The sequence below is a fragment of the Paraburkholderia aspalathi genome, assembly GCF_900116445.1.
Lineage (GTDB): Bacteria > Pseudomonadota > Gammaproteobacteria > Burkholderiales > Burkholderiaceae > Paraburkholderia > Paraburkholderia aspalathi.
Genome location: NZ_FPBH01000038.1, coordinates 45959 through 65218 on the forward strand (window position 1 = coordinate 45959; position 19260 = coordinate 65218).

The 19260-nt window shown below is 60.7% G+C and carries 17 protein-coding genes; 7 read left to right on the top strand and 10 right to left on the bottom strand.

What is annotated here, in order from left to right; translation table 11 throughout:
- Nucleotide 1: 1 nt before the first annotated feature.
- The 3 genes from BM438_RS38120 to BM438_RS38130 all read left to right on the top strand — a co-directional run bounded on the left by BM438_RS38120 (nt 2) and on the right by BM438_RS38130 (nt 3334).
- Nucleotides 2–1255, top strand: coding sequence for an ABC transporter substrate-binding protein (locus BM438_RS38120; RefSeq protein WP_093645364.1), 1254 nt, complete (start codon nt 2–4; stop codon nt 1253–1255).
- 224 nt (nt 1256–1479) lie between these two features.
- Nucleotides 1480–2472 carry a carbohydrate ABC transporter permease gene (locus tag BM438_RS38125; RefSeq protein ID WP_208620745.1) on the top strand — a complete coding sequence of 331 codons (993 nt, stop codon included), beginning with the start codon at nt 1480–1482 and terminating at the stop codon, nt 2470–2472.
- 10 nt (nt 2473–2482) lie between these two features.
- Nucleotides 2483–3334, top strand: coding sequence for a carbohydrate ABC transporter permease (locus BM438_RS38130; protein WP_054039020.1), 852 nt, complete (start codon nt 2483–2485; stop codon nt 3332–3334).
- A 41-nt stretch (nt 3335–3375) separates the two neighbouring features.
- On the opposite strand, the gene BM438_RS46430 is transcribed toward BM438_RS38130, so the two are convergent.
- From BM438_RS46430 to BM438_RS38160, 6 genes are all read right to left on the bottom strand, one after another.
- Nucleotides 3376–3825: a TonB family protein gene (locus BM438_RS46430; protein ID WP_244179543.1), complete on the bottom strand. Its 450-nt coding sequence runs from the start codon at nt 3823–3825 to the stop codon at nt 3376–3378.
- 262 nt (nt 3826–4087) lie between these two features.
- Complete coding sequence (locus BM438_RS38140; protein ID WP_093645370.1) at nt 4088–4486, bottom strand: ExbD/TolR family protein; 399 nt, start codon at nt 4484–4486, stop codon at nt 4088–4090.
- Nucleotides 4483–5136: a MotA/TolQ/ExbB proton channel family protein gene (locus tag BM438_RS38145; protein WP_093645372.1), complete on the bottom strand. Its 654-nt coding sequence runs from the start codon at nt 5134–5136 to the stop codon at nt 4483–4485. Before BM438_RS38145 ends, BM438_RS38140 begins: the two co-directional genes overlap by 4 nt.
- 27 nt (nt 5137–5163) lie before the next feature.
- Nucleotides 5164–7509 carry a TonB-dependent receptor gene (locus tag BM438_RS38150; protein WP_093645374.1) on the bottom strand — a complete coding sequence of 782 codons (2346 nt, stop codon included), beginning with the start codon at nt 7507–7509 and terminating at the stop codon, nt 5164–5166.
- Between the two features lie 392 nt (nt 7510–7901).
- Nucleotides 7902–9665 carry a S53 family peptidase gene (locus tag BM438_RS38155; RefSeq protein WP_093645376.1) on the bottom strand — a complete coding sequence of 588 codons (1764 nt, stop codon included), beginning with the start codon at nt 9663–9665 and terminating at the stop codon, nt 7902–7904.
- A 620-nt stretch (nt 9666–10285) separates the two neighbouring features.
- Nucleotides 10286–10636, bottom strand: a complete 351-nt coding sequence (locus BM438_RS38160) for a DUF4148 domain-containing protein (protein ID WP_093645379.1) — start codon at nt 10634–10636, stop codon at nt 10286–10288.
- Nucleotides 10637–11155: 519 nt separating this feature from the next.
- Here BM438_RS38160 and acs point away from each other — a divergent pair.
- From acs to BM438_RS38175, 3 genes are all read left to right on the top strand, one after another.
- Complete coding sequence (gene acs, locus BM438_RS38165; protein ID WP_093645381.1) at nt 11156–13129, top strand: acetate--CoA ligase; 1974 nt, start codon at nt 11156–11158, stop codon at nt 13127–13129.
- A 54-nt stretch (nt 13130–13183) separates the two neighbouring features.
- Nucleotides 13184–13783 carry an acetate uptake transporter gene (locus BM438_RS38170; RefSeq protein ID WP_093645383.1) on the top strand — a complete coding sequence of 200 codons (600 nt, stop codon included), beginning with the start codon at nt 13184–13186 and terminating at the stop codon, nt 13781–13783.
- Nucleotides 13784–13866: 83 nt separating this feature from the next.
- Nucleotides 13867–14106: a hypothetical protein gene (locus BM438_RS38175; protein ID WP_093645385.1), complete on the top strand. Its 240-nt coding sequence runs from the start codon at nt 13867–13869 to the stop codon at nt 14104–14106.
- 46 nt (nt 14107–14152) lie between these two features.
- Here the strand turns inward: BM438_RS38175 and BM438_RS38180 are convergent, their stop codons facing one another.
- The 4 genes from BM438_RS38180 to BM438_RS38195 form a co-directional block, all read right to left on the bottom strand.
- Complete coding sequence (locus BM438_RS38180; protein WP_093645387.1) at nt 14153–14680, bottom strand: universal stress protein; 528 nt, start codon at nt 14678–14680, stop codon at nt 14153–14155.
- 40 nt (nt 14681–14720) lie between these two features.
- Entirely contained in the window at nt 14721–15440 is a 720-nt protein-coding gene (locus tag BM438_RS38185; protein ID WP_093645389.1) for a Crp/Fnr family transcriptional regulator, read from the bottom strand.
- Nucleotides 15441–15644: 204 nt separating this feature from the next.
- Nucleotides 15645–16934, bottom strand: a complete 1290-nt coding sequence (locus BM438_RS38190; RefSeq protein WP_093645391.1) for an NRAMP family divalent metal transporter — start codon at nt 16932–16934, stop codon at nt 15645–15647.
- 244 nt (nt 16935–17178) lie between these two features.
- On the bottom strand, nt 17179–18051 hold the full coding sequence (locus BM438_RS38195; RefSeq protein ID WP_054038995.1) for a LysR family transcriptional regulator: 873 nt from the start codon (nt 18049–18051) through the stop codon (nt 17179–17181).
- A gap of 206 nt (nt 18052–18257) precedes the next feature.
- Here BM438_RS38195 and BM438_RS38200 point away from each other — a divergent pair, with 206 nt between their 5' ends.
- Nucleotides 18258–19220, top strand: coding sequence for a sugar ABC transporter substrate-binding protein (locus tag BM438_RS38200; RefSeq protein WP_054038992.1), 963 nt, complete (start codon nt 18258–18260; stop codon nt 19218–19220).
- The last annotated feature ends 40 nt before the right edge of the window (nt 19221–19260 follow it).

Sequence of the window (19260 nt, forward strand, 5' to 3'; positions counted from 1 at the left end):
CATGGCACTGAAACCTCGCAAGATTCTGCTGGCACTCGCGCTGGCCGCGGCCGCCGCAGGCGTGTCCGTCGTCAGCACCGCGCAGGCCGGCACGCTCGCGGTCAACATCGCATTCAAGGGCGCAAGTCAACGCGCCGTCTGGCAGTCGATCATCGACGACTTCAAGAAAACGCATCCTGGCACCGACGTGAAGGTGTCGTTCGTCGATGAGGAAGCGTACAAGGTCCAGTTGCCCGGTTGGCTCTCCACCGTCGCGCCCGATATCGTGAACTGGCATGACGGTGAGCGGATGGCGTATTACGCGCAGCGCGGGCTGTTCGAGGATCTGAGCGGCGACTGGGCGAAGAACGGCTGGAACGACATGTATGCTTCGACGAAGGAAGCGTCGTCGTATAAGGGCAAGCAGTACGCCGCTCCGACCGTGTATTACTCGTGGGGCATGTTCTATCGCAAGGACCTGTTCCAGAAGGTCGGCATTACCGGCGAACCGAAAACGTGGGATCAGTTTCTCGACGACTGCAAGAAGCTGAAAGCGGCAGGCATTACGCCGATTGCCGTGGCTGGCCGTGATTCATGGACGCTCGCCGGCTGGTTCGATTATCTCGACCTGCGCCTGAACGGCAACGCGTTCCATCAGAAACTGATGGCGGGCGATATCGCGTACACCGATCCGCGTGTGAAGAAGGTCTACACGACGTGGAAGCAACTGATCGACGCCGGCTATTTCATCGACAATTCGCTTTCCTACGATCTGGATGCGGTGCAGCCGTTCCTGTTCCAGGGCAAGGCCGCGATGATGCTGATGGGCACCTTCATCACCGGCGGTTTCCCGCCGAACGTCAAGCCGGAAATGGGCTACTTCCAGTTCCCGATCATCGACGCGAACGTGCCGACCGCCGAAGACGGTCCGGTCGAATCGCTGCATATTCCGTCGAAGGCGAAGAACAAGGCGGATGCGCATGCCTTCCTGGCGTTCGTCCAGACGCCGGAAAATGGCGCGAAGCTGGCGGCCGGGCTCGGCTCCTTGTCGGCGAACAGCAAATCGCCGGAACCTGAGGATCCGATTTCGAAGATCGGCTTCCAGATTCTCGCGAATACGAAGGGCGGCATTGCGCAGTTCTACGATCGCGACATGACTAAGGAAATGGCCGATGAAGGGATGAAGGGGATGCAGCAATTCATCTCCGATCCTTCGAAGCTCGACGAGGTGCTCGCGCAACTCGAGCAGACGCGTAAGCGGATCTATAAGAAGTGAGCGGTAGCGGCTCGGTCGTAGGTCCAGGCTTGGGCCGCTACTTGTTGCATCAGACTGGCAACTATGTTGCATGGGACCAGCGTAGCGCGCCAAAGCGCGAACCCTGGTCGACAGCTTTGCATGGGACCAGAGTAACGCGCTAAAGCGCGAACTCTGGTCGACAGCTTTGCATGGGACCAGAGTAACGCGCTAAAGCGCGAACTCTGGTCGACAGGAGATTGATTGTGTCGCATTCCGTCACCCGTCACACCGTCGGCGGCCCTGCCGAACCGGGCGGTCCTGGCTTGCCCGGTTCGGGCGTGCCGGCCTCGGGCGGTGCATTGCGCGGCGGGCCGCCTGGCGCGGCGCGCCGGCGCCGTCCGTCGCCGACCGCGCGTCGGCAGCGGCGAGCCGCTTTCCTGTTTCTCGCGCCGGCCTGCGTGATGGTGGCGATCTACGTCGTGTGGCCGATCATTTCGACCATGCGCCTGAGTTTTTTCAACTGGGATGGGATGACTGACCCATCCTTCGTCGGCCTCGCAAACTACATCGAGTTGTTCCATACGCCGACGTTCTACACGGCGCTGAAGAACAACCTCATCTGGCTGCTGCTGTTCCTGCTTGCGCCGCCGATGGGGCTCGCCGTCGCGCTCTATCTGAACCAGGCCGTGGCCGGCATCCGCATCGTCAAATCGCTGTTCTTCGCGCCGTTCGTGCTGTCGGGCGTGGTGGTTGGCCTGATCTTTTCGTGGTTCTACGACCCGACCTTCGGCTTGCTTGCAGTGATTCTCGGGCACGGCGTGCCGGTACTCGGCGACCCGCGGTACGCGACCCTCGGGATCGTGTTCGCCGCGCTGTGGCCGCAAACCGCGTATTGCATGATTCTTTATCTAACCGGTCTGACGTCGCTGAACGCCGAGCAGATCGAGGCGGCGCGCATGGAAGGCGCGCGCGGCTGGTCGATGTTGTGGCACGTGATCCTGCCGCAATTGCGGCCGACCACGTTTATGGCAATCGTCGTCACGGTGATCGGCGCGTTGCGCAGCTTCGATCTGATTTCGGTGATGACAAGCGGCGGACCGTTCGAAAGTTCGACCGTGCTCGCGTACTACATGTACGACCAGGCGATCAAGTACTACCGCATCGGCTACTCCGCGGCGGTGGCAGTTGTGCTGTTCGCCATCATGCTGGTGTACATCGTCTATCACCTGCGCCGCATGCTGCGCACCGAGCAATAAGGAGCCGATCATGTTTCCAATCCCGATCGACAAATGGAAGCCGGTGACGCGCCGCGCGTACAAACTGACCTTGCCGCTCGCGCTGCTGATCTGGTTGCTGCCGATGATCGCGGTGCTCGTGACGTCGGTGCGCTCGACGGAAGAATTGAGCGAAGGCAACTATTGGGGCTGGCCAAAGCACTTCGCGATGTTCGATAACTATCGCGAGGCATTGACGACTTCGCCGATGCTGCATTACTTCTGGAACAGCGTGCTGATTACGGTGCCCGCTGTGGTGGGTTCGATTGCACTTGCGGCGATGGCAGGGTTCGCGCTGGCTATCTATCGGTTTCGCGGAAATTCGACCTTGTTCGCGACCTTTGTTGCGGGCAATTTCGTGCCGGTGCAGGTGTTGATGATTCCGGTGCGGGATCTGTCCTTGCAGCTCGGTCTGTTCAATACAGTGAGCGCACTGATTCTGTTCCATGTGTCGTTTCAGACTGGATTTTGTGCGCTGTTTCTGCGGAACTTCATCAAGCAGTTGCCGTTTGAACTGGTCGAGGCGGCGCGGATCGAGGGCGCCAATGAGTGGACCGTGTTCTTCAAGATCGTATTGCCGTTGATTCGTCCCGCGCTGGCGGCGCTGGCGATTCTCGTGTTCACGTTCGTGTGGAATGACTACTTCTGGGCGCTGTGTCTGACGCAAGGTGACGATGCCGCGCCGATTACCGTAGGTGTCGCGGCGTTGAAAGGGCAGTGGACCACGGCGTGGAATCTGGTTTCGGCGGGGTCGATTCTTGCCGCGTTGCCGTCGGTCGCGATGTTCTTTGCGATGCAGAAGCATTTTGTGGCGGGGCTGACGTTTGGGGCGACGAAGGGGTGAGGTAGGCGTTGGTAGAAACCCAACGCGCAACCTTCACCGGGCTAGCTCACATTGAAATGCACGCGGATGTCCTGTCGGCTTTCGACCGGATGTCCCGCTTGCATCGCCGGAAAGAACCGCCATTTACGGAGCGTTTCGAGCAGGATTTGATTGAGGCGCGGATTGGCGGTTGGCTTGATGAGTTCGACATCGACCGAGCCGTCAACGTGAATGGCGAAACGAGCGATCGCGACGGTTTGATACGCCTGGTCACGTAAATCATCAGGGAGTTCCGGCAACGGTTTAGCAATGGCGCGCGCGGTTGCGTCGCCGGACGAGGTGGCTGATGGTGTTGAGTTTGCTCTTTCTTCGGAAGAGGGACCGGCAGGCGGCTCGGCTGCCGGCTTCGGCTCTTGAACTGTGGGCGCCGACTGAGCAGGTGCAACGCTTTGTACCGATCGCACATCCGGCTTCGATGGGACAGGTAGTGTCGTGCGTACTTGTGCTGACACGTGAGGGCGCGGATCGGCAGGCTGTTGTGACTTTGCCGGTGCGATCGGAGCAGGCGTAGTGTGCGCAACCGGAGCCTGCGGAGGATCGAGTTCTACCACCCGCATCTCGAGTGGCTTATCAGGCGTATGCATAGACGGCGTTGTACCCAACCAACTCCCCAGCTGAAACAAAAACCCAATCCATACGACTAGCGCGACCAGCACCGCTAGCGCAATCCGCATCCGCGGAGAATCGTCCACAGTGTCCGCGAATCGCATCCGGCTACTCACGACGCACGGCGATCAAAAACCGCTCAGCGCCCGCGCGGCGCGCGGCCAGCATCGCCTGAACGACCACGCCGTGGCCCGCTGTGTCGTCAGCAGCGATCACCACGTTGCCGTCCGCTTGCAGCAGGCGTTTTACCGTCGGCTCGACCTGATCAAGATGGACGGACTGATGATTCACAAATACCTCGTTGCTGCTGTCCACTGAAATGGTAAGTGGTTCATGTGCCGCCATCTTTTGCGCGCTGCCGGCAGGGAGATTGACCTTGAGTGCATCGAGCCGCTGCATCGCAAGCGATGCGAGCATGAAGGTCGCCAGCAGAAAGAACATCACATCGATCATCGGAATGATTTCGATGCGACCGCGCTTAGCCGCGCGCGAGCGCTTGAACTTCACGGCTGCGCTCCCACGGACGTGTCAGCAACGGCAAGGCGGATTTCGCTGAGCCGCGCATTCGCGAACGACTCGAGTTCATCCATGAGTCGTTCGAGCCGGCGGGAAAAATAGTTGAACGCAAAGAGCGCGAACAGCGCGACGACGAGACCGATCGCGGTTGCCACCAACGACTGTGCCACGCCGCCGGTCACGCCACCTGGATCGACGAGACCATCGCCACCGAACAACTGGAACGAATGCATCATGCCGACGATGGTGCCCAACAGACCCAACAGAGGCGCCGCCGTCACGATGGTTTCCAGCACCCAGAAACCTTTGCTCATGTCGCGTTCGATTTGCGCGGCGACCGATTGCGCTTTCGCCTCGCGTAGCCACAGCGGTACAGAAGGATCAGGCGCCCACGGCGCGCTCATCCGTCTGAATGCGTTCTGACTGGAGACGTCCTTCAATCTGCCGGCCCAATCGAGGGCCGGGCCGGGTGCCGCAATCTCGTGTGTGCCGCGCAGCGTGCCCGACAACCGGCCAAAACGCAGAAACACATAGGCCCGGTCGAGGGCAATGGCGACTGCCAGAATGGCGAGTATCGTCAGCGGATAGATGACCCATCCGCCTACGCGTACCGCCGCTAGAACGCTTGTCCAATCTTGCATGCTCTACCTCTTCGTAGCTGGACGGAATCAAAAATGCTTGGTGACGCCGGCGTAGACGGCGAAATGCGGGCCGTACTGCGGGGCGCCGACGCCGATACCCGACCCGTCGCGCAACTCATAGACGCGGTTGAATGCGTTGACTACGACGAGGCGCGCATCGAATTTGCCGATGAGCGGTTGATTAAAGTGCTGTATCACCCCGAGATTGACTTGCGCATAGAGCGGCAGTCGATCCGTGTTCGCAAAGCCGCTGCGCAAACCGCTTCCGACGAGTCCGTCGAACGTGAAGGTCGTTCTGCCGAGATCGTAGGTCCCGCCGAACGACGCGGTGATGCGTTGGTCGTGATCCAGATAGACCCAGTGATTGTTGATATAGGCGAGTTCCGCCGGATCGAAATTGAACTGCGCGGAATCGATCTGCGTGCCCTGCGCGCGGCTCCACGCGAGATTCATATACGCAGATACGTTGTCCTGTTTGTAGTTGGCCGTGAACTCGACGCCATACACGCGCCCCTCCCTGTAGTTGAACGGCGTGAAGATAAGCGCTGAGCCGAACTGTCCTTCATCGAGCAGGTTCGCCGACTTCTTGTAGTAAGCGTCGAGCCCGACCGTCACGTTCGATCCAAGACGCTGCGTCACACCGAGATCGAAATAATGGCTGCGTTCCGGTTGCACCTGGTCGTTCTGATTCGATGGACTCTGGTTGGTCGTGCCATTGAAGCGGCTGATGGTCGAGCCGGACACCAGTTCGAACGCAGGCGGTGTGAAATAGCGCGCGTAACCGGCATGGAGCGTCGTCGCCGGCGTCAGCGCATAGACGAGACCGATGCGTGGACTAAGCTGGCTTGCGCTGACATATTCGTCCATCTTGTCGTAGCGCAGACCATAGTTCAGCGTGAGCTTGTCCGTGATTTTCCACTCGTCCTGTACGTAGGCGCTGTACAGATAACCGGTCTTGCTGCTGGAGTCCTGAATATTGAAGGGCTGATCGGAAAGTTGGTTGCCGTTGCTGTCCGTCGCGAATACGTTGACGCTGTCGTTGAACACGGCATGTTCTTGCTGGAAGAAGATACCCGCCCGCACCGTATGCTTATCGTTCAGCCGCCAGGTCGTGTCCACCTGTGCGCCATTGGCCGAGTTGCTGTGAAAATCCTGCGACGCCACGCCGTTAAAGAGCAGATCGCCGACCGGATCGGGATTGAATTGCGTCCGCGTGTAGCGAGTGAACAGGGCAACCTGATAGTCGAGTGCGCCGCCATTGGTGCCCTGGAGGGCCACCACCGCGAAGTTGTTCAACTCCGATTGCGTTTCGTTCAGTTGGCTCGAATCGAACGTGTTGCTGCCGTTGAGTGTGAAGTTGGTCGGCAAGCCGGGTGTGTTGGGAATCTCGAACTGGTTGCTCGTCGTGCCGAACATCACGCTCACGCGGGTGAGCGGGTTGATGATGTACGACATGTAACCGAACGCGTCGCCTTGACGGGTGTGATCGTGAATCGCGTTGGCACTCGCAGTGGGATTCTCGATCCCGAGGTTGTTCATGCCGAGCGAACCGCTGAAGTAGTAGCTGAACGGCCCTTCACTGCCGAATACATCCGCGCTGGTCTTGATCGTCTGATGGCTGCCGCCGAACACGTCGATGGACCCGCCGTTGCCGGCATCGCCTGTCTTCGTGCGGATGTCAACCACGCCTGCCGTGCGGTAGCCGTACTGCGCCGGTAACGCGCCGGTGAGCAGGTTCACTTGGTCGATGATGCGAGTGTCGAGTGCCTGGCCGAAACCGCTGATTGGCTCGGGAATGATGATGCCGTTGATGCGGTACTGCAGATTCGCGTGATCACCGCGCACGTGCAGTTGTCCGTACGAGTCGCTCGCCACGCCGGGCGCCTGGAGCAACACCTGGTTCAACGGCGTGTCTTGCCCCGCGGGCAGCGCATTGATATCGGCCTGGCTGAAACGGTACACGCTGCTGCCGGTTTCCGGCAGTAGTCCGTTGCGGGCTCGATCGAGACGCTTTGCGTTCACCTGAACGTCGAGCGTGTCGCTTTGAGCGAGTTTGACGCTTACTGCGCTTTCTGCACCTGCTGTCGTGGTCGTCACGCTGCTGCCGCTCGCAAATCCCGGTGCCGTAACCACGATCGCGTAAGTGCCCGGCGTCACATGGCCGATCGCAAAACGGCCGTCCGCATCCGTCTTTGCCTCATTGACCGCGGCGCCGCTTGCGTTCTGAACGCTCACGGTCGCGTTCCGGACGGGCTTGCCTGCTGCGTCGGTGACGGCGCCTGTTACCGAACCTTCGTCGGGCGCGGCATGGGCGTGAGCGGCGATAGCGAACAGCAGCAGGGCTGCATGGGAGACACGCGTGCGGTTTTTCATCGTTATTTATTCAGGGTGAGCACTGGGTGGATGTGTTTTCTGTCTTGCCGCCGTTTTTCCAGGACGAAATACGGATGACCAAGCGTGCGCCGACCGGTCCCGATCAAGCGGGCACCTTGTCGTCATTCGTCACGAGGAATGTTATATCATTACATCGCAAAACAAAAATGACAACCCAATGGAGGGCACGGCGAGCGATTGGGGAAAGCGAGGAGGGGCGTTTTACGCGTGAGGGGCGGCTCGGATTCGGACCGCCGCAATCGTTCGGCGCGAGGGGAGGGACGCTCGCGCGCGGTGGTTTCGACGAACGGTTTACCCGTAGCCGCCGATGACCCGCGTGTCGCGAAGTCATCGGCGAGCGTTCAGGCGTTCACATCAATCGGCCAGCGGACTTAATGTGCGAAGCCATTGCTCTTGATATAGGCGGACAGTTTCGCGATATCCAGACTGCCCCATCCGGTCGGATAGTCCCAACCGGTTCCCGCCTTGTAACCATAGCCGCCGTAGCCGTTGTTACCCGATTTCACGTCGTGCACCAGCGAAGGCGTCGAGCTAATGGCGCTGTAAAAGCTGGCTGCGGGGAAGCCCAGGCTGTTCGAATTCGCGGTCTGCAAACGTGCCCACAGTCCGACGAAGATCGGCGAAGCGAGGCTCGTCCCGCCAATCTGCTGCAGCTGACCGTAGTTGTAAATCAGTGCACCGGTGCTCTGCGCCGCGTCGAAGGAGATGTCGGGCAGCAGGCGCTGGCTCGGCGTGCCGCTCACCGCCGATTGCCACGACGGCTTCGCCTCGTACACGCTGTAGCCGCCGCCGGTCGCCCAGAGCTTGCCGTTGCTGTCGAGCCCTTCATTCCAGACGGTTTCGCTCGAGTAGGCGCCTGCTGACGTCGTGTAAAGCGTCGTGCCGCCGACGGCGATCACATTCGGCGACGAGGCCGGCCACGATACCGAATAGGTGCTGCCGTCCGGGTAGCCGCGGTTGTTGCACTCGTACACGCCCTCATCGCCGGACGACACCGAGAAGGTTTGCCCTTGTGCAGCCGCCGTCGAGAAGATGCGGTCTTCGGCCTGCAGCGTGCCGTCCGCGTTGGCATCGGCTTCACACCAGCCGAGCGACACGTTGATCACCTTCGCGACGTTATCGGACACCGCCTGATTGAACGCCTGCGTGAGGCCGGTGTTGCCGGACGCGCTTTGATCGGCCATATAAAACAGTAGTTGCTGCACGGCGCCGCCTGCGGAACCGACAATCGACTGGCTGTCGAGGTCCCATTCACCCTGGCCGTCCTGATCGTCGCTGTAGTCGCCATTCGACGACCCGGTCTGGATCGTCTGTGTGTTGACGGGCGCGAGACCGTTCGCGCTGGTGAACTGCTGGAGATCCTGCAGCGTCTGCGAGACGCCGCCGATCGTGATGATGCCGACCGTCGTGTTCGCCGCGGTGGGCGCGCTGCTGGCGTCGTAGATCGTCGGGAATTCGGTCGGATTGTGGCCCTTGGCCGTACCGGCGGCCAGCGTCTTCGCGGCGGAACGCTCGCCGACCTTCAGCATCGGATGGGCTCGCGCGACGTTCTGCAAGCCGAGCACCGAACCGACTATTTCGCCGAGATCCTGCGGCACTTGTGCCGGCGCCGTGTTCGCGTAGCCGGCCTTGCCGTTCAACTGGTAGCGAACCAGCGGCGTATTGAAGGCCGCTTTGACTGCACCGGCGCTGCCGTCGGCGGAAATCAGCAGACGGTTCGGCGCGACGTGAATGTTAACGAAGCCGTTCTTCCGCAAATGCGCGACGACGGCCTGCACTTGCGCTTCGGTCGGCGCGTACTGCGAGAGGAATTGCTGACGCTTGATGAATTTGCCGAACTGCGCGTTGCCCGGCTGATTGACTGCCTGCGCAAGTTGCTTCAACTGCGTCTCATCGCGAAGCTTGAGACTGACCACGACATGTGCGGTCTCGCCGGCGGCGAGTTCGAGCAGCGGCGTCGCACTGCGCGCCTCGACCTGGGAGGGCGTCACAAACGCCTTCGTGTCGGTGGGCGCCCACAGCGTGGACGCGGGTGAGGCGCCGAATGCGGCGAACGAAGCAATAGCGAGAGGCAAAGCAACGACCGCGTAACGGTTTAGACATAGGACCGTCTGTTTTGCGGCTGACGACTTCATGTGACCTCCTGAGATAACAGCGCAACGAGACGCCGAATCTTCCGGTGGCTGTTTCCGGTCGAGTCAAATAAATAGGAATTTCGTCTGGAAGCGCTGTTCTGAACGGTTAATAGGGGCACTCAGTTAAATCCGTGAGCGCCGCCAAATTACCGTTCATTACAGATTATCGGTACCTATCAGAATAGATAGTTGAGAGGGAGGGGAAGTCGCGACTGAACGAGGGTGGTTGCTTGAAAATATTATTATTATCAGTCGGTTATGGAGCCGTTGATTGTTCGACAAACCTAAGTGCATGGCGTGCTGCAATGGAGGTAGGACTCTAATTGATTTAATGACGCTGCCGCTTAGTCATTAATTACAAAATCATTTCTTTATGCTAATTCGATAATGATGCGTCGGGATTTGAGTAATTTTCAATTAAAAGGCATGTCTGTTAAATTGGAATTAATTGGGCTGTATCGTCAAAGGGAAATCAAAAAGCGATGCGGCCTGTGACCGGGTTGTTAGAACGGACGGACGCCTCATAAGGCCACCGTCCGCTCGCCCCCGGCATAGGCATTCGACAGCCAGCCAGTCATTCGTTGAATCCCAAACCACTTCCAGAAGCGCATCGTCAGCGGTTAGCTGCCGAAGTACGGCGAGCAGAAGCTTACGGGGCCGACACACGCCGGCATCGCCGCGCCTGCTGAACGAGCGGGTGTGCTGGACGAGCGTTGGCCTGCCGCCGTCGAACCCGACATCGCCGGACCTTCGCCACTCGTGTTCATCTTCAGGCGTGTGGCCTGCTGCGCGAAGATCGGGTTGATCTCGGGATACGACGTGTCGGTCACGAGGTTCGAGCCGTTAGCTTCTGCCTGAACCAGTTCCTGACGCACTTCCGCGCGGGTCTTTTCCTGCGCCGATGCATGGGTGACTGCGCCGGCCGACGCAAGGAGGATCATCGAAAGGGTCACTGCAAGATTGAGCTTCATTTGGATGCCTAATTAAGGTTGGTTGAATCTAACGATCTATGTGATTGAGAACTACGTCTTTACCTGTCCACCAATGTGATCTACGTACTGCTGAAGCTGCGCAGAAGCGTTTCTGCTTTCGCTCGTAGACCGTCTGTTTGCTGCCGTCCACATAAGGGCAAACACATCGCCGGGCGGCTTATTCCAGATTTTTTCTGCAGCCCCGGTGGAATGGTACAAAACTTACATTTGCCTGAAGGCGCAGACGAAACCCTGTACGCCACCGTACCGACTTCCCCCTCCTACGCGAGCACCGTCGTTACAAGCCCTCTGCTTTTCTCCGTCACCGCGGATCGAAACAGTTTCGTGTGACAAGGCTTCCCTGACCGATTTGTGCGCCATCCCCATTTCGCCCGGAGCGGCCAACCGCTTGATCGAACCGATCACGCGGAATGCCATGTCACGCCCGGCGCAGCAGGGGCGCCGCCACGAGCGCAACACATCTATCAAGCACGCACGAAAGCGTGCAAGGGACACAAAATGTCAACCAGCGATTCGATTCTGGAGGAGCCGCAAGCCTTCCTTCCTCACGCCAGCGTGGCGGCTTACGCCGCGATCTCCGGCATGGATGCCTACCGCGCGTTGGTCGCCGAAGCTGAGCGCGATTACACAGGATTCTGGGCGCGTCTCGCGCGCGAAACGCTCGAGTGGAAAAAGCCGTTTTCTACGGTTCTCGATGAATCGCGTGCGCCGTTCTATGAATGGTTCAACGATGGCACCCTCAATGCGTCCTACAACTGCCTCGACCGTCACGTCGAAGCCGGCAACGGTGAGCATGTTGCGGTGATCTTCGAAGCCGACGACGGCACCGTCACGCACGTCACCTACCAGCAATTGCTCGAACGAGTGAGCCGCTTTGCCAACGCTTTGCGAACGCGCGGCGTGAAGAAAGGCGACCGCGTGGTGATCTACATGCCAATGTCGATTGAAGGCATCGTGGCGATGCAGGCGTGCGCGCGCATTGGCGCGACGCACTCTGTTGTGTTCGGCGGCTTTTCGTCGAAATCGCTCAATGAACGGATCGTCAACGTGGGCGCGATCGCGCTGGTGACCTGCGATGAACAGATGCGCGGCGGCAAGGCGCTGCCGTTGAAGAGTATCGCGGACGAGGCCCTTGCGCTGGGCGGCTGCGAAGCGGTGAAAAGCGTTATCGTCTATCGGCGCACGGGCGGCAAGGTTGCGTGGCACGAAGGGCGCGACCTGTGGATGCACGAGCTCACAGAAGCCGCAGCCGACACGTGCGAGCCCGAATGGGTCGGCGCGGAACATCCGCTCTTTATTCTGTATACGTCTGGTTCGACGGGGGTGCCCAAAGGTGTGCAGCACAGCACGGGCGGCTTCCTGATGTGGGCCGCGCAGACCATGAAGTGGACCTTCGATGCGAAGCGCAGCGACGTATTCTGGTGTACCGCCGACATCGGCTGGATCACTGGCCATAGCTACATCGCGTACGGCCCGACAGCGATCGGCGCGACCCAGGTCGTGTTCGAAGGCGTGCCCACCTATCCGAACGCCGGCCGTTTCTGGGAGATGATCGCGAAACACCGCGTCACGGTGTTCTACACCGCGCCGACCGCGATCCGTTCGCTCATCAAGCTTGCCGAGTCCGATCCCAAAGTTCATCCGGACCGTTACGACCTGTCGACGTTGCGTTTGCTCGGCACAGTCGGCGAGCCGATCAACCCGGCCGCGTGGACGTGGTTCTACGAACACGTCGGCCATAGCCATTGCCCTGTCATCGATACCTGGTGGCAAACGGAAACGGGTGGCCACATGATCGCGCCGATGCCGGGCGCGACGCCACTGGTGCCGGGTTCGTGCACGCTGCCGCTGCCTGGCATCATGGCCGCGGTCGTCGACGAAACCGGGCAGGATGTGCCGAACGGGCAGGGCGGCATTCTCGTCGTCAAACGGCCATGGCCGTCGATGCTGCGCGGCGTCTGGGGCGATCCGGAGCGCTATAAGAAGAGTTACTTCCCCGAAGAACTCGGCGGCAAGCTGTACCTCGCCGGCGATGGCGCGGTGCGTGACGAGGACACCGGCTACTTCACGATTACCGGCCGTATCGACGATGTGCTCAACGTGTCAGGCCACCGGCTCGGCACGATGGAGATCGAGTCGGCGCTCGTCGCGAACCCGCTGGTGGCGGAAGCCGCGGTCGTCGGCCGTCCCGACGAGACGACCGGCGAAGTCGTCGTCGCGTTCGTGGTGTTGAAGGGCGAGCGGCCGACCGGTGACCAGGCGATCAGAATCGCAACCGAACTGCGCAACTGGGTCGGCAAGGAGATCGGGCCGATCGCGAAGCCCAAAGAAATCCGCTTCGGCGAGAATCTGCCGAAAACGCGCTCGGGCAAGATCATGCGCCGCTTGCTGCGCTCGCTGGCGGCCGGCGAAGAAATTACCCAGGACATATCCACGCTGGAAAATCCGGCGATTCTCGATCAGCTCGGGTAATGGTTCGCGAAGGCCGCGAGATTGCCGGAACGTTTTTATCTTCAGGAGCAGGCCATGGCCAGCGCACCGATTCGAACCACACTTGCGAACCCCGCGCCACTGGGTCTCGCCGGTTTTGCATTGACAACGTGGCTGCTCAGCATGATCAACGCCGGCTGGTTTTCCGGCGAATCGATGGGCCTCGTGCTCGCCTGCGCGCTTGCTTACGGCGGGACCGCTCAGGCCATCGCCGGGATGATGGAGTTGCCGCGCGGCAATACCTTCGGCGCGACGGCCTTTCTAAGTTATGGCGCGTTCTGGTGGTCGTTTGCACTGTTCGTGCTTTTTTTACACGACAAGGTGCCGCCCGCGTTCGTCGGCTGGTATCTGTTTCTTTGGGGCGTCTTCACGTTTTATATGTGGCTGGCCACCTTTCGCTCGCCTCGCGCGCTGCAGTTCATCTTTCTGGCGCTCTGGATCACCTTCGGCCTGCTGGCTGGAGGAGAGTGGACGGGTTCAGGCCTGGTGCGGATGGCGGGCGGCTATATGGGACTCATCACCGCGGCGTTGGCGTTCTATCTGTCCGCAGCGGACGTGATCAACGAGGTGCACGGGCGAGTGGTTCTGCCGGTCGGCGATCCACGGGTGCTTAGCCGGCATGCTGTGGCGCTCTGATAGACCAGTTGGGCGGCGCGCGCAATCCGCGAGCGTCGAACACGCACCACGTTGCGTTGAGCAGGCACGAGGCAAAAAACGTTATGAACCTGTCGGGAAAAGTGGACGGCGACGGCTGGACGGTCACGGCCTGCGCACGCGAAAGCGGCACTGAATTTGGCTGTCTGATCGGTACGAGCGTTGCCGCGCCGGATGGCGTGGTCGTGCGTGAATTCACGCACGACCGAAACTTCAGCACGCCGCAGGAGGCCGTGCTGGATGGCCTGAAGCAAGGCATGTCGTGGGTGGATCTGACGACCTCGAATACGATTTGCGCTGCCTGAGCGCGCTGTATTTCCCACCATCGACGCGACGTCGAGCGCCCCGGCTCTAGTGCGGCGGCATCTCATACATCACAGCGGCAACGTCGGCATGCCCCGGTTTGGCCGACTCCACGTGCGTGGTTTGCGCCTGGCGGCTCGGTATCAGCAATACCGGACAGCACGCACTGCGCACCACGCGTTCGGCGACGCTGCCGAGAAACAGACGCTTGAAGCCGCGCCGGCCGTGCGTGCCGAGCACCAGCAGGTCCGCATTGAATTCGTTGGCCGTGATGCGGATGCGCTCCGAAATATCCTCGCCTATCGGCTCGACGTCGACCATCCGCGGCGTGCCGGCCACGTTTTCGTGTTTCATGCGCGCCAGTGCGTCTGCCAGCAGCCGTTTGCCTTCTTCCACGAACGCGTCATGCAGGATCGTCGGATCGTAGCCGGAGGCGTCGTACGCCATCAGCGGATTGTCGACGACATAGAGCGGCTGCAGTTGCGCGCCGCTCTCGCTCGCGAGTTGCAAAGCGGCGTTGAATGCGTGCTCGGACGTGTCGCTGCCGTCGATCGCTACCAGAATGTGTTTATACATATCAGCCTCGAAGAGATTGTTCAAAGAGTTGCCGCGTCACTTAAACGGCTCTCAGATCGGGTAGCAGGCGGTCGAATTCCCGCCTCACCACGCCGTAGCATTCGCACACGCGTTCCTCCAGGCCCGACCGGTCGACCACTTCGATATGGCCGTAGCTGTAGCGGATCAAGCCCGCGTCCTGCAGCTTCATGGCCGCTTCGGTGACACCGGACCGGCGTACGCCGAGCATGTTGGCAATCAACTCCTGGGTCATCTTGAGTTCGTTCGACGGCAAGCGGTCGATACTCAACAGCAACCAGCGGCACAGTTGCTGATCGATCGTATGATGCCGGTTGCAGACGGCCGTTTGCGCCATCTGCGTGATGAGCGCCTGCGTGTAACGCAGCAGCAAGCGTTGCACCGGGCCGGCACGATGAAACTCTTCTTTCAGAATGCGCGCGTCGAGCCGGTATGCCTTTCCGGCGCTTTGCACGACCGCGCGGCTGGGCGTCGTTTCGCCGCCCATGAAGAGCGCGATACCGATCAACCCCTCATTGCCGACAATCGCGATCTCGGCCGACGAGCCGTCTTCCATCACATAGAGCAGCGAGACGATCGCGGTGGTGGGGAAGTAGACATAGTCGAGCCGGTCACCCGATTCGTAGACGACCTCCCCGAGCGGCATATCGAGCGCGATGAGATGCGGTGCGATGCGTTCCCACTCTGCTTTCGGCAGCACGGAAAGCAGATGGTTATCTTTCGGTTGATGTGTGGTCAACATGAACCACCCCACAGTGTCCTGCCGAAAAACGACCTCGTATTCGCAGAACTGACTTGAAAAGTTTTCAGGTCCTCCTGACGGGGCGGTTGCGAAATCGACTGGAAAGCGGTTTGGAAATCGCCGGTGCATACAGGGCCAGCAACCATTCTGGCACGCTTCGTGGTGCGCGTCTGTACGGTGGCGTTCACGTCTTGAGCGCATGGCTCATGCAACCCAGCTGACAGCCATCGCGATGACCGTAATCGCCATCACACCGGTAGCAATCCAGCCGAGGACGCGCAGCACCAGCGGCAACGTGAAGCGCGACATGATGCCGGTACGCATCGACAGATGCATCATGACGATCATGACCGGCACGGCGACCACCCCATTGAGCACGGCGCTCCAGAAGAGCGCCTTGACCGGGTCGATCGAGGTGAAATTCAAACCGACGCCGATCGCTGTCGCCGCCGCGATCACGCCGTAAAACGCCTTCGCCTGCAGCGGCAGACGGGCCAGACCGACCCGCCATGCGAACAGTTCGCCCACTGCGTAGGCACCCGAGCCGGCCAGTACCGGCAGCGTCAACAAACCGGTGCCGATAATGCCGGCCGCGAAAATGACAAACGTGAACGGTCCCGCGACCGCTCGCAGCGCTTCCGCCGCCTGGGCGGAGGTCTGGATATCGGTGAGTCCGTGAGCATGCAACGTCGCCGCTGTGGTCACCACGATAAAGAACGCGATGGTATTCGACAGCGCCATGCCGAGATAGGTGTCGATGCGGATTCGCGCGAACTCGGCGGGCGCCTCCCACGGTGCGTGAGTGAGCGGATGGGCGCCGGGCCGTTCCAGTTCGTCTTCGACTTCCTGTTCGGCTTGCCAGAAAAACAGGTAAGGGCTGATCGTGGTACCCATGACCGCGACGATGGCCACGATGTAATCCGGCTTGGCCGAGAGCGGCGGCCAGATCACGGCCCAGCCCACCTGGGTCCACGGCACTTTGACGACGAACGCGCAGATCACATAGCTGAAGAGCGACAGGCACAGCCATTTGAGTATCGACACATAGCGTGAGTAACGCGTAAAAACTTCGAGCGCTACCGAGAGCAGGCCGAAACCGCAGACATAGAGCAGCGCGGGGCCCGAGATCAACAGCTTGAGCGCCGCGCCCATCGCGCCGAGGTCCGCGCCCAGATTGATGATGTTCGCAATCAGCAGCAGACTGACGACGCTGGTGGAAAGCCAGCGCGGATAGTGCCGCCGCAAATTGCCGGCGATGCCGCAGCCGGTCACGCGCCCGATGCGCGCGCTGATTTCCTGGATCGCGGCCATCAGCGGGTAGCTGAACAGCAGGGTCCACGCGAGGCCATAGCCGAATTGCGCGCCGACCTGCGAATAGGTGGCGATGCCGCTCGGGTCGTCGTCCGAGGCACCGGTGATAAGGCCGGGCCCCATCACCTGAAGCAGTTTCGGGCCAGTCGGCTGCTTGACCGGATCGCGGGTTAGCGTATCCATGGCCGGGAGCTCCTGGTGGCGGGCGCGGCCGCCACCACCTGTCGGATGGTTGCGGGGCCGCCGGTTCGGTCGTTACCACGCCTTCATGCGCAGTGCGGCCGGCGTGACACGGGCAGCCAGCGCGCTTCTTTTGCTGATGTGCGGCGTGTCGATCCGAGGGTGCGCCGGTTTGCCGATGCAGTCGGTACGGTGTCGTACCACGCTGCATGGTTGCCTACTCTGCATGTGCCCGGTGAAACCAGCCCTAACGAAAAATCTCGGCGATGAGGTTGGCCACCGTGCGGATGCGCTCGCTATCGCGCAGGGCGGGGTGCAGTACCATCCACACATCCTGGTCGAGCGCCTTGATGTGTTTCTCGATGCAGACGAGATCGCTCGTGGTGTCGCCCGCGAGCTGGGCAAGCACGCCGAGCCCGGAGCCGCCCAGCACGCCGTCGAATACGCCCATGCCGTAGCTGCTTCGAAGCGAAGGCGCAGGCGCGCCAGGCAGGGTTTTCAGCCATTGCGTGGCTGGGTGATCCGGTTGCCGGTCGTCATAACCGACGAACGACAGCTTGTCCCACTCCTTCCGGGTAATTGCTGCCTTGTGGCGCAGATAGTAGTCGCGCGAACCGAACAGCCCGAAGCGGATCCGGCCGATGCGCCGTACATACAGATCGCCCTCGTCCGGGCATTCGGACCACAGCGCAATGTCCGCTTCACGGCGGGCAAGGCTATACGGCCGCCGCGAGGTCAGCACCTCGATGGCGAGGCCGGGCAGCCGGTCCTGGAACGAACCAAGCAGTTTAAGCAAAATGTAAGATGGCCATTCGACGGCGTTGATCCGCACCGTGCCGTGAGCCGCTGCGCCGCCGGTCACGTCCGCGGCTCGCTCGATCTGGTGGGCCAGATCCTCCATCTGCTCGGCCCAGGCCAGCACGCGCGCGCCGAATGCCGTCACCGTACAGCCCGACGGCACCCGGTCGATAAGTGGCTCGCCCAGCCGCCGTTCAAGCTCGGTCAGGCGGCGAGACAGAGTGGGCGGACTCAGATCGCATGCCGTCGCGGCGGCTCGCATCGTGCCGCCGCGCGCGATCGCCACCAGAATCCGCAGGTCGTCCCAGTCAACGTGTTCCATTTTCGAAACGCTCGATTTTGAAATTAGGCATAGCATAACGTGGATCGCGAGGATAGCATTGGACCTGGCCATACTCGTCCCAGCATCTGGCAAAGAAACCCGAGGGCTTCATTGGCAACTGGCGGCAAGTGTGGTGAACCTGCCCATCACACGACTCAACGGCTATCAGTCACTACGTAGACCGAACGAGCGATACGGAGACATCAATGATTCGTCATTTCCAACCGGCGCGGCGTCGCGCTATCGTAGCCAGCGCAGCTTTCTTCGCAGTGTCGATTCTGCCGGGCGCAGCGTTCGCTCAGGCCGCCCACAAGCCGAAAGTCGCACTGGTGATGAAGTCGTTGGCGAACGAGTTTTTCCTGACCATGGAAACCGGCGCGAAAGACTATCAGAAGCAGAACCCCACGAAATTCGATCTCGTCACGAACGGCATCAAGGACGAGACCGATACGGGTAACCAGATTCGCATCGTCGAACAGATGATCGTGTCGAAGGTCGACGCACTCGTGATCGCACCGGCCGATTCCAAGGCGCTTGTGCCGGTTCTGAAGAAAGCGGTCGATGCCGGCATTATCGTGGTCAATATCGACAACAAGCTGGACCCGGACGTGCTCAAGTCGAAAGACCTGAACATCCCGTTCGTCGGCCCGGATAACGCCAAGGGCGCACAGAAGGTGGGCGACTACCTGGCCAAGCGCCTGAAGTCTGGCGACAACGTCGCCATTATCGAAGGCGTCTCGACCACCACCAACGCGCAGCAACGCACGGCCGGCTTCAAGCAGGCCATGGCGACGGGCGGCATGAAGGTCGTCTCGCTGCAATCGGGTGAGTGGGAAATCGACAAGGGCAACGCCGTCGCGAGCCAGATTCTCAATGCGAATCCGGACGTCAAGGCGCTGCTGTGCGGTAACGACAACATGGCGATCGGCGCGGTATCGGCCGTGCGTGCAGCTGGCAAGGCCGGCAAGGTGCAGGTGGTGGGCTACGACGACATCAACGCGATCAAGCCGATGCTCGCCGACGGCCGCGTTCTCGCCACGGCCAATCAGTACGCCGCCAGACAGGCCGTGTTCGGTATCGATACGGCTTTGAAGGCAATCGCTGAACACAAGAAGCAGTCGGAATTGTCGGGCGTCGTCGAAACGCCTGTCGATCTGGTCACCAAGTAAGATTGGGGCAACACGTGGCCCGCATCGTTTGCGGGCCAGC

Bases quoted from the DNA above. Each gene is read 5' to 3' on its own strand.
- BM438_RS38120 (WP_093645364.1), top strand. From the start codon at position 2: ATGGCACTGAAACCTCGCAAGATTCTGCTGGCACTCGCGCTGGCCGCG.
- BM438_RS38130 (WP_054039020.1), top strand. From the start codon at position 2,483: ATGTTTCCAATCCCGATCGACAAATGGAAGCCGGTGACGCGCCGCGCG.
- BM438_RS38145 (WP_093645372.1), bottom strand. From the start codon at position 5,136: ATGCAAGATTGGACAAGCGTTCTAGCGGCGGTACGCGTAGGCGGATGG.
- BM438_RS38150 (WP_093645374.1), bottom strand. From the start codon at position 7,509: ATGAAAAACCGCACGCGTGTCTCCCATGCAGCCCTGCTGCTGTTCGCT.
- BM438_RS38155 (WP_093645376.1), bottom strand. From the start codon at position 9,665: ATGAAGTCGTCAGCCGCAAAACAGACGGTCCTATGTCTAAACCGTTAC.
- BM438_RS38160 (WP_093645379.1), bottom strand. From the start codon at position 10,636: ATGAAGCTCAATCTTGCAGTGACCCTTTCGATGATCCTCCTTGCGTCG.
- acs (WP_093645381.1), top strand. From the start codon at position 11,156: ATGTCAACCAGCGATTCGATTCTGGAGGAGCCGCAAGCCTTCCTTCCT.
- BM438_RS38170 (WP_093645383.1), top strand. From the start codon at position 13,184: ATGGCCAGCGCACCGATTCGAACCACACTTGCGAACCCCGCGCCACTG.
- BM438_RS38175 (WP_093645385.1), top strand. From the start codon at position 13,867: ATGAACCTGTCGGGAAAAGTGGACGGCGACGGCTGGACGGTCACGGCC.
- BM438_RS38180 (WP_093645387.1), bottom strand. From the start codon at position 14,680: ATGTATAAACACATTCTGGTAGCGATCGACGGCAGCGACACGTCCGAG.
- BM438_RS38185 (WP_093645389.1), bottom strand. From the start codon at position 15,440: ATGTTGACCACACATCAACCGAAAGATAACCATCTGCTTTCCGTGCTG.
- BM438_RS38190 (WP_093645391.1), bottom strand. From the start codon at position 16,934: ATGGATACGCTAACCCGCGATCCGGTCAAGCAGCCGACTGGCCCGAAA.
- BM438_RS38195 (WP_054038995.1), bottom strand. From the start codon at position 18,051: ATGGAACACGTTGACTGGGACGACCTGCGGATTCTGGTGGCGATCGCG.
- BM438_RS38200 (WP_054038992.1), top strand. From the start codon at position 18,258: ATGATTCGTCATTTCCAACCGGCGCGGCGTCGCGCTATCGTAGCCAGC.